Source organism: Chryseobacterium vietnamense, from assembly GCF_031454475.1.
Lineage (GTDB): Bacteria > Bacteroidota > Bacteroidia > Flavobacteriales > Weeksellaceae > Chryseobacterium > Chryseobacterium vietnamense.
In genome coordinates this window covers 13,828-30,846 of the sequence record NZ_JAVDQX010000008.1, presented here as the reverse complement: position 1 = coordinate 30,846, position 17,019 = coordinate 13,828, and the positions used below count along the sequence as shown (strand labels likewise).

Below are 17,019 nucleotides of genomic sequence, written 5' to 3'. Positions count from 1 at the left end.
TTCTATTTTTTAGGTGGTAGAACTGGACCTGTATCTCCTCCCGTATCGCTACCTCCCGTATCCGGGTCTTCTCCCATTCCTAAATTCTGAGTTGTTACAGTTGTTGGGTCATTATCATTTGTCGTTGTTGTATTGGCAGTATTGTTTGAGAATGCTAAACCGAATAGCATCAATATAATTTCTAACATTTTTCAAAAAATTTATTGTTAAAGCATTCGTATTCTTCCCTGCGAAGCAGATCGCAGATAGTTTTATACGTTTAAAAAAAATTGAAGCGCTTCTAAATTTTTTGGGAAGTGAACCTTCAAAAACGGAGGAGAAACATCTGCTTCCCAACCCGGAGTTTTCCTCCGCTTTATCTGGTGATTTCAAAATCAGTTTTGTAAATTTGTTTTTGTATTTTGTTTTAATTATTTGTTTATCACTGATTTTGATATGACAAAGATGGGGAAGAAAGGGAGGTAAATGTTAGACAAAGTATGGACATTGATGGACAGGATTCCATTACGGAAAGCCGTAATGCGACACAGTAGAAAATCACCTATTTTGTAATTGCCTTTAAAAACTAATTATGTCCAAAAAAAAACTACTAATTCATGAGGTTTTCAAGAAAGCAGAGAAAGATTTTCCCAATAAGGGTACAAAGAGTGGTTGGTCAAGTGAGCTTTCTGATTATTTTGAGAAAACATGGAATTTTATTATCCATGAAAGAACATTAACAAGGTATTATAATGCCTGTATACGTGATAATAAGGAACCAGATATTATAGATAAAGAAATTCTTGATAAACTTAGTCAGTATATAGGTTTTAAAAACTTTGCAGATTTCTCCATGAAATTTGTTAGAAAGGAAGATGAAACAAAATCTACTACGGTACACATAGATGTAGATAATTATGATGGGTTTCTATCAGAAACAGAACCAAAAGCTATTAAGATAATTATTACCCAGTATTTTAATTTTTCTGAATTTATGAAGAAAAATGGATTTGGGGTGGTGGGAATCCTTTTAATTGTAAGTAGTTTTTTAGGCAATAAGTATTTTCCAAATGATAGAAAAGAACGCTCAACGCGTGCCCCCTTAGGATTTTTTTCAATACCCAGTTTTGATATGTATAAAAAATATATGTACTGGGATGGGGAAAGATATATTGCTACTGATAGCAATAATATAGGGCCTGAATTTGAGGTGGTTGCCTGGGATGAATATAAAATGAACTATTTTAAAAGGATTACAAGAAAAGATACAATGACCATTGAAAATTCTATCGGAAAGACCTGGTATTCAAAATATAATGGAGGGGTGGAGTTTTTTACAGCTGATGGCATTGATCCTGATAGCAAAAAGGAGTTGAGAAAATCGACCCCATTTATGATTGAGAAATATGCAGGTAAATCTAAAGACTCAATACAGACGGAATAACCTTTCTTCACAATAATTTAAAACTCAATTAAACAAATCCTTATCTGTTCCTGTATTTTCATTTTATTTGCTTTTCTCATGACGTTAGATGATATTGCAGCGAAAGGAATTAAAATTGTAGCCACGGCCGCAGATTTTCAGATCATGGGCAGACTTATAATCTTGGAGGGCTGCATACTAGTTTAGAACAGTATCATCAGAAATATGAAATACGTTTTTATTTGGCAACAGGGAATCGTGATCCGGTTGGGTTCCCAGTTATTTTCCCTAGTCCTCAGGCAACTATTGATGCCTCAAAAGAGTTTACACAGAATCCAGGATATTATTTTTGCATAAAGATTTATTTTTTGCATCAAACAAAAAGCGAAGAGAAAATCTCTTCGCTTCTGTTATTTTATATTGTTTTTGTAAACGTCCGGATATGTTTTTGTGAAATGATATCAATAGGAACGGACTTTAGTGCGTTTATCAATATCTCTGCGATCCATCGGCTTTAGCCGGAACTTGCTACAAACAGCCTTACTCTGCGTTCAGCATTCCCAGCTCTCCGTAATGCTTTTTAAACTTCTGAATTTTGGGTCCCACTACAGCACTACAATATGGCTGTGTCGGGTTTTCATTATAATATCCCTGGTGATATTGTTCTGCCGGCCAGAATTTGTCGAATTTCGTTAATTCCGTTACATAAGTACCAGACCATCTTCCTGATTCCTGAGAAACTTTGATAGCTTCTTCAGCTTTTGCTTTTTCCGCATCATCTTTATAATAAATTACAGAACGGTATTGAGTGCCGATATCATTTCCCTGTCTGTTCAGTTGGGTAGGGTCATGAAGGAAGAAAAATACATCCATCAGCTGCTCATAAGAAATAACGGCTGGATCATAAGTGATCTGTACTACTTCTGCATGCCCGGTTTCCCCTGTACAGACTTCCTGATAAGTCGGATTGTCTTTATGCCCGCCTGAATATCCGGAGATAGCGGATTGTACTCCTTTCAGCATATTGAAACAGCTTTCCACACACCAGAAACATCCGCCTCCGAAAGTAATCTGCTCTAAATTATTATTGTCCATTGTCGGTAATTATATTGTTTTATTTTCTCTTCCTTATATCCGGAAAAGCTGATCAAAAATAGGAAAAACTTTTTCATTTGAACAGCATTTTAACCTCATAAACTCAAATTGTAATGATAGATGCTACAAATGATTTTAACATGGTTAAGAACAAAATATTGAGGGTAAATGACGGAAATAGTAGTAAAGCAGTTAGTATTAGCATTTTCATGCTGAGCAGAGTCGAAGCATTTCAATTAAGCTGAATTTTAAACACAAATAACACCAATGCTTTCACAAATGACCACAAAAAAATATAGCATAATCATCAGTGAAAACCTGTGCGATCTGTGGTCAAAATAGATTCAATATAAATGTTAATGGTTGAAATCTGAGATCATTTAAAACAGTGGGTATTAGCGCTGTCATGCTGAGCATAGTCGAAGCATCTCAATTAGGATGAATAATATTCACCTATTTTAATTTTAAACACAAATAACACCAATGTTTTCGTAAATAACCACAAGAAAAATACAACGCAATCATCTGTGAAAATCAGTGCGATCTGTGGTCAAAATAGATTCAATACAAATATTAATGGTTGATATCTGAGATCATTTAAAACAGTGGGTATTAGCGCTGTCATGCTGAGCAGGGTTGAAGCATCTCATTTAGGATGAATATATTCACCTATTTTAATTTTAAATACAAATAACACCAATGTTTTCACAAATAACCACAAGAAAAATACAACGCAATCATCTGTGAAAATCTGTGCAATCTGTGGTCAAAATAGATTCAATATAAATGTTAATGGTTGAAATCTGAGATCATTTAAAACAGTGGGTATTAGCGCTGTCATGCTGAGCATAGTCGAAGCATCTCAATTAGGATGAATAATATTCACCTATTTTAATTTTAAACACAAATAACACCAATGTTTTCGTAAATAACCACAAGAAAAATACAACGCAATCATCTGTGAAAATCTGTGCAATCCGTGGTTAAAAAACAAAAGCACCCTGAAGAGGATGCTCTATATTATTAAAATAGTGTTCAGTTATTTTTCCCAAACCAAAGCACTTGCTCCAAGAATGGCAGCATCTGCTTCGTCAAGTTCACTGAATACCAGTTTTACTTTATTTCTAAAAATAGGAAGAAGGTTCCTTTCCATATGAAGCTTAGCAGGCTTTAAAATAAAATCTCCCGCTTTGATCACTCCACCGAATAAAAGAATCGCTTCAGGGGATGAGAACATCACAAAATTAGCCAATGCTTCACCCAGTTTCTGGCCTGTATATCTGAAAACTTCAATAGCAATTGGGTCTTCTTTCATCGCACATTCGTATACTGTTTTAGAATTGATCTCATCTTCAGGATACTGGTTTAGCATAGATTCCGGGAATTCGGCTCTCATTTTCTTTGCTGTAATGGTAATTCCTGTCGCAGAAGCGTAAGCCTCAAGACTGCCTTCAGAACCCGTACTCCAGTGTTTTCTACCGCCTGGTTTTACAATCGTATGTCCCAATTCTCCGGCGAACCCGTCATGTCCGTAGATTAAGCTTCCATTAGCAATGATTCCGCTTCCCACTCCTGTTCCCAGTGTAATCATGATGAAATCTTTCATTCCTCTGGCTGCTCCGAAAAGCATTTCTCCAAGGGCAGCAGCATTCGCATCATTGGTCACGGTACAGGGAAGTCCGAATTTTGCTGTCATCAGCTCAGCGAAAGGGATTACACCTTTCCATGGAAGATTGGGGGCAAGTTCTATAGTTCCTTTGTAATAGTTGGCGTTTGGTGCGCCTACTCCGATTCCGTCAAAGTGTGCTTCAGTACCATACTTTTCCATCATTGGACGAACATGTTCATATAAAGCATCGATGAAATCTTCCACTTTGTCATAGGCATCAGTTCTCAGATTTCCTTTATCCAGAACTTCACCACGGTGATTTACGATTCCGAATTTAGTATTGGTTCCGCCGATGTCAACTCCAAGGGCAACTTGTTTTGATAAATCTATTAATGACATTTCTATTATTAAATTCTAGGGGCTAAAATTATAAAAAAGATTGTATTAATGGATTATTAATAGGGTTTTATTTAATATGTTAAACCGTTTTTACTGTTTTTTTCTTTTTTCTGCCCCACCAGATCATAAATCCGGTAACCGGAAGAGAAGCACAGATAAGGCTTACAATAAAAGCAATGATCTTGGTAGGAAGCCCTAAAATAGCGCCTACGTGAATATCATAATTGGCATTTACTACTTTTTCACCGAAGTTTTTATCTTTTGGATCATGAGTATGCAGCAATTCTCCGGAGTTTTCATCAAAGATTAAGCTGCTGCTTTTATGATAAGAATAAGAAAGGTGTTTCACGTACACTTCAAAGTTGGGGTGTTCATGATCATCCATGTGCGGATGTCCTAAATCTATGGCGAAACCATAAGAATCAGGGTATTTTGCCTGGACTGTATTGATGATTTTATCCAGTGTTCCTTCTGTTCTCAGTTCGATAGGAGCTTTTGTTTTAATGTGTGAGAAGTCTGGATACTTTGTTTCTCCACCGGAAAATATAACATAGATCATCGCCTGAACGACAAAGAATGCGTAGAAAAGCCCGGTAATGGAAAAGATCAAAGCAAAGATAGAGGCATAGAATCCCAATACATTATGAAGGTCATAGTTTTTTCGTTTCCAGCTTTTAATATTTTTCCATTTGAAGGCAAAACGCTGTTTTCTTGCTGCTTTATTTTTAGGCCACCAGAGAATAATTCCGGAAATCAGCATAATGATAAAGATGATAACAGGAATTCCCACAACATATGTTCCCCAGTCCTGCTTCAAAAGGTAGCTCCAGTGGATCATTTTTACAATATTGAAGAATCCGTTTTTCTCATCATAAACTCTCAGTACTTTTCCAGTGTATGGGTTTACATAAGCTTGCTTATAGATGGGAAATTCATCAAAATAGTTCCAGGCATCCGTATTATGTTCATACCAGAAGAACATATAGGACATCTTTTTGTCGATAGGAACATTTACCCAGTGGATAGGATATTTTTCTTTTACCTGTTCCGCAACAGCTTTTTCCATCACTCTGATAGGAAGGACCTGTTTCTGTTCAATATTTTGCTCATGGTGGTAAATAACATCTTTTCGGGTGATGTTTTCCACCTCATCCTTAAATACGTATAATGCCCCGGTAATGGAGATAATAAAGATCAGAAACCCTATTCCCAATCCGAACCACAGGTGCAGCTTGGCTGACCATTTTTTGATAAAGCCCGGTTTCTTTTTATGATGATGGTTTTTCTTCATATAACAGTAAAAAGCAATGCAAAGATAGAATTTACTTTTTATTTAGATTAATTAAAATTTGTATTCGATCATTAAGGTCCCTCTCAGTCCAAGAGCATTCGTGAAGTCACTGTCTCTTGCAGTCCACCATGAAATAGCAGGTTGGTAAACTTTGTTGAAAAGGTTTTCAATACCTAATGATAGTCTCCAATTGCTGGTAACTTCATAGCTTGATTTGAAATTAAAGACAGTATATTCTGGAACATATCCTTCACCGTAAGCATACAATCCTGTTTTTGCATTAGGTTCAAATCTGTTTTGCTGGAAAGAATGCAGCATATCAATACCAACAGACAAAGCCGCAACAGGTCTTGCCTGAACATAAGCCAATACTTTAGGAGCGGAAATTCTACTGTTGTTGATCTTGGTAGAATAATCACCGTCATCTTTTACAGAAGTAATTCCTTCCATCCAGCTGTAGCTTCCACCGAACTGGATCCATTTTACAGGGGTAAAGTGTAAGAAACCTTCAACACCGTATACAATTTCAGGAGATCTCTGGATCATTAATGCTCTGTCCGGACTTTGTACGAATGATGCACCTAGTTTAGAGGTACTCACATAAGAAGTTAGTTCATAGTTCAGCCAGCTGGAAAGTTGTCCTGTTGCTCCCAATTCATAATTGTTAACGATAATTGGTTTTGTTTCCAGACTTTTAATCGTTTCAGAAGTTGAGGTTCTCAGGATTCTTCCCAGCTCATTGATAGAGTAGGCCTGAGAAAAGCTTCCAAAAAGGTTGATATAGGGCTCAATATTATAACGGATACCAATATTTCCTACCAGTGCATTGTAGTTCAGTTTTCCTCCTGTTACAGGGATGCTTTTCGTGAAAGTTCCGTCACTTTTAAGAGTGGAAAGAGTATTGAAATCGTCAACGTTTACTTTGATGTTCTCGTAACGAAGTCCTCCTTTGATGGTCAGTTTTTTGAAAAGATCAATTTTTGCCAATACGAAAGGCGCAATATTGGTCATGCTCATATTAGGAGTCCAGAAACGTCCGTCTTCAAGCTTTTGGACCGTTTCATCATTCAGAATATCAGCTCCGTAGATGATTTCTCCCTGTGAATTAGGGGAGTTCCATAATTGGGTATCCAAATTGATTCTTGCTCCTTTTTTCTGGGAAATAACATTGGATTGCCCACCGTTAAAGAATGTATCACTGTATCCGTAAACGGTTTTAAAATCCTGATAATAAAGATTAATATTTAAAGAAGTTCCTGCAAACAGGTTCTTATTGTCATAGCTTACTCTGATGTTGTGGTTTTTCGGAGTTCCCTGAGGCGTGGTTTCCAATCCTTTTCCTATTCCTTCACCAATGGTGGGAGTGATTCCGTATTTTCCTGTCTTCAATCCTACATTAAGGTCTGATCTTGAAGAATAACCAATATAGGAGGCTTCAATTCTTTGATTTTGGTTAATATCATAACCTACTTTCAACAATCCGTTGTAGTTGTCCATCTTGGCAATACTGTAGGTAGGACTTATCAAAACGCCGTCTCCATCTTTTGTATAGCCTGTTCTTTCATAGGCTAATGAAAGGGTATAGTCGAATCTATTTATCTTTCCGGACAAAAGCTGGCTGGCTCTTACTCCTAATGTACCGCCATAAGACTGTCCGGTAAGACCAATCTGTGAAATTCCGGAGATCTTTTTATCTGTTTTGTTTCTTTTCGTAATATAATTAATGATTCCTCCGTCTGCTCCGTTACCATAGATGGAAGAAGCTCCTTTGATTACTTCAATTCTTTCAATTGCTGAAGGGTCAATAGTCCTTAAATCTCTTGCTCCGTTACGAAGTGGGGTGGACTGTGGAATTCCATCAATTAAAACAAGAACCTGACGCCCTCTTAAGGTCTGTCCTGTATTGGAAGTCTGCCCGGAATTCGTTCCTAAACTGGGAACGGTATACTGGAGAATGCTTGTTATATCTGAGTTAACAGTCAGCTGAGACTGAATTTGTTTTTCTCCTACCACCGTGATGGAGCTTGGTACTTCTTTTATGTTTTCTTTTTTTCTGGAAGCAGTCATTACAACCTCGTCTACATTTTGAGTTTGTAAACTATCTTTTACCTGAGCAAAAACAGTAGTAGTTCCTAAGCAGGCAGCTGATAAAAGCACTTTTTTCATTATATTTTCTTTCCTTTTTTCTTTCTTTTTCCCCACCAAACCAGAAATCCGGTTACAGGGAGTGATGTACACGTAAGGCCGGCCATAAACCAGATGATTTTTCCAATGATTCCGAAGTAGGATCCGGTATGGATATCATAATTGGCGTTAGAATATTTCTCGGCAGTATTGAGATTGTGATGAGGTTTGTTGGCAAGCAGTTTTCCGGAGTATTTATCGAATGTCAGGATGTTTCTTTCACTGTATCTTCCATCCATTCCGTAAACCGTTACCGGAAGATTTTTCAGTTCTTTTCCTTTTTTATTCTTTCCGTTCAAAGTAATTCTGAAGCTGGATGATTTTGCGTACAGCTTTTCAGTCTGTGCTGCTGCCAGATCAAAGACAGCTTCATTCTTTGCCATCAGAGAGTCCGGCGATTTTCTTTCTTTTTCTTTTGGAAGTTCCCATGAACCGGATAATGCAAATGTAAAAGAGTTTTTTACATAAGGATAAGCAAAATAAAGTCCGGTAACACTTAGGAGCAAGGCAATAAATGATGCGTAGAATCCGAGTACATTATGAAGATCATAATTTTTACGCTTCCAGTTTTTTACATTTTCCCAATTGAACCAAAAACGTCCTTTCCTTGCATTTTTGTTTTTAGGCCACCATAAAATGATTCCTGTTATCAGCATAATAACAAAAATAACGGTTGGGATTCCTACAGTATACGGCCCCCATTCTGAGTTGAGTAAAAGCCCCCAATGTAGATATTTCAGAATACTGAATATATCATACTTCTCATTGTAGACAGCAAGGATTTCTCCGGTATACTGATTGACATAGGCCAGCTTGTTGATACGTACCTGCTGAAAATAGTTCCATCCTTTTTTACTTTTGTCATAGTACTCAAACTGATAGGATTTTGTTTTATCCAGAGGAATTTCTACAGCACTTACCGGGTATTTTTCATTAAGTTCCAATGATACTTTTTCACGAAGCAGATTGATCGGTAAAGGCTTTGTCCCGATCTCCTCTTTTTTCAGATAAATGGCTTCTTTGCGAAGGCTATCCTGTATTTCATCCTTAAAAACATATAAAGTCCCTGAAAGAGAGACTATAAATACAATGAAACCAACAGACAAGCCAAACCATAAATGCAGCTTGGCAGACCATTTTTTTGAAGGAGTTTTCTTTTTATGGTGATGCTTTTTTCTCATAGCAAAAAGTTAACCCCGTGAGGGGCTAACCTTTGTTTTTTTAAAATTTATATCCTATTGATAATCTCCAGTTACGCGGAGCATTATAGATCCATGCGTATTCGCCGGCATCTCCTCTGTAACCACTGTACAATTTTCTGTTAAGGACATTGTTCAACATTAAATTGACATCGAATTTTTTAGCAACATAGGAAATCCCGAAATTGGTATCAAAATAATCCGGAAGGCTCTGATCTTTTGTGGCACTTACTCCATACCATGATTGTCTTCCTCCCTGATACTGATAACCGGCTGAAATACCGAACCCTTTCATAAGGCCATTTTCAAATCTATAGTTAATCCAGGTATTCTGAACATTTTTAGCATTCCCCGGAGACTGAATTCCAATTCTTGTAGGATCTGTGTCTTTAACGGTTTTTGCATCAGTATAAGCATAGTTGATGATAATATTCAACCCTTTAATGATTTCTCCCTTGATATCAGTTTCAAAACCTCTTGCTCTTTGTTCTCCTGTAGCAACCTGGAAAGGCTGTCCTTCATTTTGTTCTTTAGGTCCCGCAACAAGAATATTTTGTCTTCTGATTTCGTATACAGCGAAAGTAGAGTTCCATTTTCCTCCGAACCAGTCTTTCTTCAGTCCGAATTCAATATTCTGTCCTCTGAAAGGATCTGTAATTTTGGTTTTGTTAATTCCTGTTCCGGATTGTGGTACGAAGGTCTTGTCATAGATACCGTAAGCAGAGAAGTTTTCATTAATAGAGTAGCTTACTCCCACTCTTGGTGTAAACTCTCCTGCTGTATCAGGTACAATAGGAGTACCAGGGCTTAGATTAGGATATGCAGAATAGGTTTTTCCGCTTGTATATCTTCCTGCTAATGTTAATCTTAGCTTGTTATTAAACATTTCAATCTGATCCTGAGCATAATAAGAAGTATATTTTACGCCCTGATCATTATAAAATGGAGCAGAGGTGTTTAAGGTATAAAAATCTGAAGAAGGAAGTGTTGAAGGGTCCACTCCGTAATTCACATTATAAATGTCAATTGGAAATAATAAGGTTTCTTTGCCATCTACAATTTTTGAATAAGAAGAAAAGTCAGCAGTGTATTTTCTGTCTCCGTAATCAAAACCTGCGATTATTTTATGAACAATATTCCCTGTATTAAGGGTTCCTCTCACATACGTCTGGAAAATATGATTTTTTCCTTTTGCCTGCCAGTTGCTTAATGTTCTGTTTAAAACATTTTTATTGGCTGGATCAAATGTTCCCCACCAAGAACCTCCGTCATAATTCAGGTCCATATAAGCATATTGTGTGCTCCAAAACCAGTCTTTGAAAAGCTTCTGATCTAAACTTAAGAATAAACTCTGGTCTTTTACTTCAGTTTTCTTGAAGTTTGGATCATTAAAATTGGTATGTACATTCAGTGAAGCGTATCCGTCGTTAGACATAAGATAAGCGCCCGGCTGATTGAATTTTAAGTATTGGTAGTTGTACTGTGCTGTAAATGTAGTCGTCTTTGTAGGTCTGAAAGTAATGGAAGGAGCAACAATAATTTTGCTTGTTTTATCATTTTCCACCCATGAATTATTGGAACTTCCCATTAAGTTAAGACGGTAATCTAAAACTCCGTCTTTCACAAGAACACCATCAAGATCTGCTTCTCCTCTGAAGAGGTTATAACTTCCTGTTGTAAAACGTACACTATTGGCAAATTTTCCTGTTGGTTTTTTAGTGACCACATTATAAAACCCGGCAGGATCTCCCATAGAACCCATAAACCCGGCAGGACCTTTTACGAACTCTATTCTGTCGATAATAGAAGCATCCGGATTAATTGGACCCCAGGTAGAGGAAACATTCATTCCGTTCATGAAAGTGGCAATACCTGCTCCTCTCATGAAAACATTGGAATATACATTGTCCCAGTGTTCTACTTTTCTTGCCCCGCTTACGTTGCGGACAATTCCTTCAGACATATTCAAAGTCATCTGATCAGCAAGAACCTGTGAACTTACAGACTGTACATTTTGTGGCAACTCAAGAATAGGCGTCTGAATTCTCAGTGAACCTGAAACCTCATTCAGCTTGTACTTCTGATAATATCTTCCGTTAACAACTACTTCTTCAATATCATTGGATTTGATGGTGTCTTTTTTTTGCGCAGAAACCAACATTGTTCCCAGTGCGGAAGCACAGATCAGTACATTTTTCATGAAAGTCAAATTTTCTGCAAATATATTATTTTTAACTGTTCTAAATAAATAATAATATTGATATTTATCATAAAATTATTATATACTGAATAACAAAAAACCGCTATGGTCAATGCCAGAGCGGTTTTTTGATGATATTATTAAATTTTTCTTACGCTGGAATTTCTCCTTTATATAAGAAAGAAATAATTTCTTTGTTTAATTTGTCAATCATTTCACTGAATAAGTGGAAAGATTCCTGTTTGTAAATTACCAACGGATCTTTCTGCTCGTATACAGCTCCCTGTGATGATCTTCTCAAGTCGTCCATCTCACGAAGGTGAAGCTTCCAGTTTTCATCAATAATTGATAAAGTGATATTCTTTTCGAAATCGTTCACTAAGCTTTCACAGTGAGTATCATATGCTTCTTTAAGATCAGCTACAATAGTCATTGTTTTATGTCCGTCTGTGAAAGGAACCTGAATCATTTTGAACATGGAACCCTGATTTTGATATACATTCTCAATGATTGGGAATGATTTTTCTTTCAACAGGTTCAGCTTCATTTTGTAGTCTTCCTGAGCCGCTTTAAATAAGATATTGGTAAGGTCCTGAACATTTTTATTATTAAAATCACTTTGAGAAACCGGAGATTCCATTGTGAATGTTTTAATAATTTCGTATTCAAAATCTTTATAATTTCCTGATGCTTTTCCTTTCGCAACGATAGAATTGGCAACATCAAAAATCATATTGGTAATATCATATTTCAAGTGGTCTCCAAAAAGAGCATTCTTTCTTCTCTTATAGATTACGTCACGTTGTTTGTTCATAACGTCATCATACTCAAGAAGTCTCTTTCTTGTTCCGAAGTTATTTTCTTCCACTTTTTTCTGAGCTCTTTCAATAGACTTACTGATCATAGAGTGTTGAATTACTTCTCCCTCTTTGTGACCCATTCTGTCCATCATTTTAGCAATTCTCTCAGAACCGAACAAACGCATTAAGTTATCTTCAAGAGACACATAGAACTGAGAACTTCCCGGATCTCCCTGACGTCCCGCTCTACCTCTCAACTGTCTGTCAACACGTCTTGAATCGTGTCTTTCCGTACCGATGATAGCTAAACCTCCTGCATCTTTTACTTCTTTAGAAAGCTTGATATCCGTACCACGACCTGCCATGTTGGTTGCAATGGTTACAACTCCCGGCTGTCCTGCCCCAGCTACAATCTCTGCTTCTTTTTTGTGAAGCTTCGCATTCAATACCTGGTGTGGAATCTTTCTTAGCTGAAGTGCTTTTGAAAGCAATTGAGAAATTTCAACAGAAGTAGTACCTACCAATACCGGTCTTTTTTCTGCAGTTAATCTTTCAATTTCTTCAATTACAGCATTATATTTTTCTCTATTGGTTTTGAAAACCAAATCTTGTTTGTCATGTCTTAAAATAGGACGGTTGGTAGGAATTACCACAACGTCTAATTTATAGATTTCCCAAAGCTCTCCAGCTTCAGTCTCAGCAGTACCTGTCATCCCCGCAAGCTTGTTGTACATACGGAAATAGTTCTGAAGCGTAATGGTAGCAAAAGTTTGAGTAGCTGCCTCAATTTTTACATTCTCTTTCGCTTCGATCGCCTGGTGAAGTCCGTCTGAATAACGACGTCCCTCCATGATACGACCAGTCTGCTCATCAACGATTTTAACTTCACCATCAATGACTACATACTCATCATCTTTTTCAAATAATGTGTACGCTTTCAATAGCTGGCTCATGGTGTGAACACGCTCAGACTTCTCAGCAAAATCAGAGAAAAGTCTTTCTTTTGCTTCAAACTCTTCTTCTTTAGAAAGATTTTTAGCTTCCAGTTCAGCAATCTCAGTTCCGATATCCGGAAGAACGAAGAAATTGGCATCAGAGTTACCTTGAGACATGTATTCAACACCTTTGTCTGTAAGGTCTACCTGATTGTTTTTCTCCTCGATTACGAAGTAAAGATCTTTATCTACAATCGGCATATCACGGTTGTTGTCCTGCATATACTGCGCTTCAACTTTCTGAAGCAATGCTCTGTTTCCGCTTTCCGATAAGAATTTGATTAATTGTCTGTTTTTTGGAAGACCTCTGTATGCCTGAAGTAATTTGAATCCACCTTCTTTTGTATTCCCTGCAGCAATTAATTTTTTTGCTTCATTGAAAATCGCAGAAACGGTTTTCTTTTGTACTTCAACAATTCTGTCGATAGAAGGTTTAAGAACATCAAACTCCTGTCTGTCTCCCTGAGGAACAGGACCGGAAATGATCAATGGTGTTCTTGCGTCATCTACCAATACAGAGTCCACCTCATCCACGATGGCAAAGTTCAGTTCTCTTTGTACCAGTTCTGAAGGTGATGTCACCATATTATCTCTCAGATAATCGAAACCGAATTCGTTATTCGTTCCATAGGTAATATCCGAGTTATATGCTTTTCTTCTTCCGTCAGAGTTCGGTTGGTGGTTATCGATACAATCGATAGACATTCCGTGGAACTGATAAAGAGGACCCATCCATGCGGAGTCTCTTTTTGCAAGATAGTCGTTCACGGTTACAACGTGGACTCCTCTTTCCGGAAGTGAATTTAAGTAAATAGGTAATGTTCCTACCAAAGTTTTACCTTCACCGGTTGCCATCTCGGCAATTTTACCACTGTGAAGAATAACCCCTCCGATAAACTGAACATCATAGTGGACCATATCCCAAACTACAGGAGTTCCGGCAGCGTCCCATGAGTTTTTCCAAATAGCTGTGTCTCCTTCAATGCTAACGAAATCTTTTCCTGAAGCGACAAGTTCTCTATCCCAGTCACTAGCAGTTACACGGATTTCTCCATTCTGAGCCCATCTTCTTGCCGTTTCTTTGATCAATGCAAAAGCTTCGGGAAGAACCTGAACCAGAACTTTTTCTTCAATTTCGTATGATTCTTTCTTTAGAGCCTCAATTTTTGTGAAAAGAGCTTCTTTTTCATCAACGTTGGTTGAATTTTTTATCTGCTCTTTAATCTGTTCTATTTGAGCTGTGATCTTGCTGGTTGCAGATTTTATATTCTCTTTAAACTCAGCAGTTTTTTGTCTCAACCCATCATCCGACAATTGTTGGATGGTTGGTTCTACAGCTCTGATTTTTGTTACAACTTTTTTTACTTCTTTTAGGTCCTGCGCTTTCTTGTCTCCCAAAAACCCTTTAAGAACTTTGTTTAAAAAACTCATAAATTTTTTGCTTTATGCTTAATGCAAAATGCTTTAAGCGTTTTAAATAACACTTATCGTGTAAATTAATATATAAAAAGGGCAAAAAAGCTCTAAGCAAGCAGCCTAAAGCTTATCGCTTTATTAATATTCATCCTCGTTCCAAAGGAAATCCTCGTCAGTAGGATAGTCACTCCATACTTCTTCGATAGATTCATAAATTTCTCCTTCGTCCTCAATAGCCTGAAGGTTTTCTACTACTTCCATAGGTGCACCAGTTCTGATTGCGTAGTCAATAAGCTCTGCTTTTGTCATTGGCCAAGGTGCGTCACTTAGATATGAAGCTAATTCTAATGTCCAGTACATAATTTTCTAATTTTTTGCAAAAGTATAAAAATAGCTTGTATAATAAACTTTTTTATACTTGATTTTCAATTCTTTTTATAATATTTTCTAATAAATAGCTGTCACTAACTAACTGGCAGCTGTGTCAGTAATTTACTTATTGTCGTTTTCTCAAAAACCATTCCACAAATTTTTTTATGCCATTTTGGAAGTCTGTGGCCGGTTTATACCCTATTAAATCCTTTGCTTTTGTAATATCGGCATTCGTTTTTGTGACATCTCCCGGCTGCATTGGCAGAATTTTTTTGATGGCAGATTTTCCCAGTGCCGTTTCAATAGTGGCCACCATTTCAGACAAAGTGATTACCTGGTTTTCACCCAGATTCATGATTTCATAGACTCCCGAATTGTTTTCCAGATAAAGAATAGATTTGGTAATTCCATCAATGATATCATCTACATAAGTATAGTCTCTGGCTGTACTGCCGTCACCATAGAAAGGAATTTCCTTATTTTCTGAAATAAGCTTTGTAAACTTGTATATCGCAAGGTCAGGTCTTTGTCTCGGTCCATATACGGTGAAGAACCTAAGCTGTATCATATCTATATGGTATAGACTATGGTAAACATGCCCTATTACTTCTGCGCTTTTCTTGGTAGCTGCATAAGGAGAGATAGGATTATCTACATTGTCTGTTTCTGCAAAGGGAATTTTTTCATTGTTTCCATACACACTTGAAGAAGATGCACAAACGAATTTTTTAATATTAAAATCCTTACACAGTTCCCAAAGATTCATGGTACCGCGTACATTTACTTCTTCATATTCCAGAGGGCGCTCAATAGAAGGGCGTACACCGGCAAGTGCGGCCAGATGAATCACCATATCAACAGGATGATTCTTAAAGATGTTCTCAAGACCTTTTTTGTCACGTATATCCTGACAATAGAGGGAATATTGTTCAGAATGAGTGAGGGAAGCCAAACGTAGAATATCCGTCTCTTTATCCGAGAATTCAAAATCCGAATTTTTACCGATTGACTCTAAAGTATTTTTAATTTTTACCCGATAGTCATAGAAATTATCAAAATTGTCAACGTTTATGACAGAATGTCCATTTCTTAATAATTGTTCAACTAAATGGGAACCGATGAACCCACTACCGCCTGTTATAAGATAAACCATTTGTATTTTTTATTAGCACAAAAATATAAATTTTACTTTTTGAAAAATATAATCATTAAATTTACTTAAAAAAGTAATATAAATATCATATGCAGTTTCAAGGGCAAATTTTAAAGATGACAAGCTACGATGCTAGGCCAATCCAATACTACCTCAATCTTTCTGGAGATCTGATCCACATGAATGAGCTGTTTGGAAAAGAGTTAAGCATAAAACATACGGGATTCCAATGTGTAAATTGTGGTGAAAATAAGCCGATTTACAGAATGGGATTCTGCAAAAACTGTTTTTTTGAAAGCCCTTATGCAAGTGATACGATTATCCGTCCGGAACTTTCTACAGCGCATTTAGATATTGCAGAACGTGATCTGGAGGTCGAAAAGCAAATTCAGTTGCAACCACACACCGTTTATCTGGCGTATACCGGAGATGTAAAGGTAGGAGTAACCAGAAATACACAGATTCCTACACGTTGGATTGATCAGGGGGCAACCTTTGCATTACCCATTGCCAGAACAGAAAACCGTTATGAGGCCGGAATGATAGAGGTGGCTTTAAAAGAGCATCTGGCAGATAAAACCAATTGGAGAAAGATGCTGCAGGATGATTTTGAAGGAGAAGTAGACCTTGCGGATTTCCGACAAAAGATAAAAGAATATTTTCCTGATGATTTCCAGAAATTTTACAGCGACGGAGAAGAGTTGTGGATGTTTGATTATCCTTTCGAAAAACCGGAAAAAGTTTCTTCATTTACTTTAGATAAAAAACCTGAGTTTACAGGAAGACTTACCGGAATTAAAGGTCAGTACCTGGGATTTGAAGGAGGAAACTTTATCAATGTAAGAGGGCACGAAGGATATGTGATAGAACTGGGAATAAAAAATTAAATATAAATATCTTAGCT

At 37.0% G+C, this 17,019-nt stretch carries 12 protein-coding genes; 2 read left to right on the top strand and 10 right to left on the bottom strand.

The genetic code is table 11. The features are described 5' to 3' along the window. Positions 1-2: 2 nt before the first annotated feature. A complete protein-coding gene (locus J2786_RS21630) occupies positions 3-188 on the bottom strand; it encodes a hypothetical protein (protein WP_047426248.1) in 186 nt (61 codons plus the stop codon). Positions 189-571: 383 nt separating this feature from the next. Between J2786_RS21630 and J2786_RS21625 the strand changes: the two genes are divergently transcribed. Then, positions 572-1,423: a hypothetical protein gene (locus tag J2786_RS21625; protein ID WP_047426247.1), complete on the top strand. Its 852-nt coding sequence runs from the start codon at positions 572-574 to the stop codon at positions 1,421-1,423. A 519-nt stretch (positions 1,424-1,942) separates the two neighbouring features. Here J2786_RS21625 and msrA read toward each other — a convergent pair. The 9 genes from msrA to J2786_RS21580 form a co-directional block, all read right to left on the bottom strand. Further along, positions 1,943-2,497, bottom strand: a complete 555-nt coding sequence (gene msrA, locus J2786_RS21620) for a peptide-methionine (S)-S-oxide reductase MsrA (protein ID WP_047426245.1) — start codon at positions 2,495-2,497, stop codon at positions 1,943-1,945. Between the two features lie 1,039 nt (positions 2,498-3,536). Beyond that, positions 3,537-4,505 carry an ROK family protein gene (locus tag J2786_RS21615; protein WP_047426243.1) on the bottom strand — a complete coding sequence of 323 codons (969 nt, stop codon included), beginning with the start codon at positions 4,503-4,505 and terminating at the stop codon, positions 3,537-3,539. 79 nt (positions 4,506-4,584) lie between these two features. Beyond that, positions 4,585-5,796, bottom strand: coding sequence for a PepSY-associated TM helix domain-containing protein (locus J2786_RS21610; RefSeq protein ID WP_047426242.1), 1,212 nt, complete (start codon positions 5,794-5,796; stop codon positions 4,585-4,587). Between the two features lie 51 nt (positions 5,797-5,847). Next, a complete protein-coding gene (locus J2786_RS21605; RefSeq protein WP_047427757.1) occupies positions 5,848-7,962 on the bottom strand; it encodes a TonB-dependent receptor in 2,115 nt (704 codons plus the stop codon). After that, positions 7,962-9,161: a PepSY-associated TM helix domain-containing protein gene (locus J2786_RS21600; protein WP_047426241.1), complete on the bottom strand. Its 1,200-nt coding sequence runs from the start codon at positions 9,159-9,161 to the stop codon at positions 7,962-7,964. The genes J2786_RS21605 and J2786_RS21600 overlap by 1 nt, the downstream gene beginning before the upstream one ends. Positions 9,162-9,201: 40 nt before the next feature. Further along, a complete protein-coding gene (locus tag J2786_RS21595) occupies positions 9,202-11,379 on the bottom strand; it encodes a TonB-dependent siderophore receptor (protein ID WP_047426239.1) in 2,178 nt (725 codons plus the stop codon). A gap of 151 nt (positions 11,380-11,530) precedes the next feature. Then, entirely contained in the window at positions 11,531-14,605 is a 3,075-nt protein-coding gene (gene secA / locus J2786_RS21590) for a preprotein translocase subunit SecA (RefSeq protein WP_047426237.1), read from the bottom strand. A 123-nt stretch (positions 14,606-14,728) separates the two neighbouring features. Continuing rightward, positions 14,729-14,950 (bottom strand): DUF2795 domain-containing protein, encoded by a 222-nt coding sequence (locus tag J2786_RS21585; RefSeq protein WP_002662059.1) that lies wholly within the window; start codon positions 14,948-14,950, stop codon positions 14,729-14,731. Positions 14,951-15,086: 136 nt separating this feature from the next. Further along, a complete protein-coding gene (locus J2786_RS21580) occupies positions 15,087-16,115 on the bottom strand; it encodes a GDP-mannose 4,6-dehydratase (RefSeq protein ID WP_047426235.1) in 1,029 nt (342 codons plus the stop codon). Positions 16,116-16,204: 89 nt separating this feature from the next. On the opposite strand from J2786_RS21580, the gene J2786_RS21575 reads away from it, so the two are divergent. After that, positions 16,205-17,002 (top strand): DUF2797 domain-containing protein, encoded by a 798-nt coding sequence (locus J2786_RS21575; protein WP_047426234.1) that lies wholly within the window; start codon positions 16,205-16,207, stop codon positions 17,000-17,002. Positions 17,003-17,019: the final 17 nt, after the last annotated feature.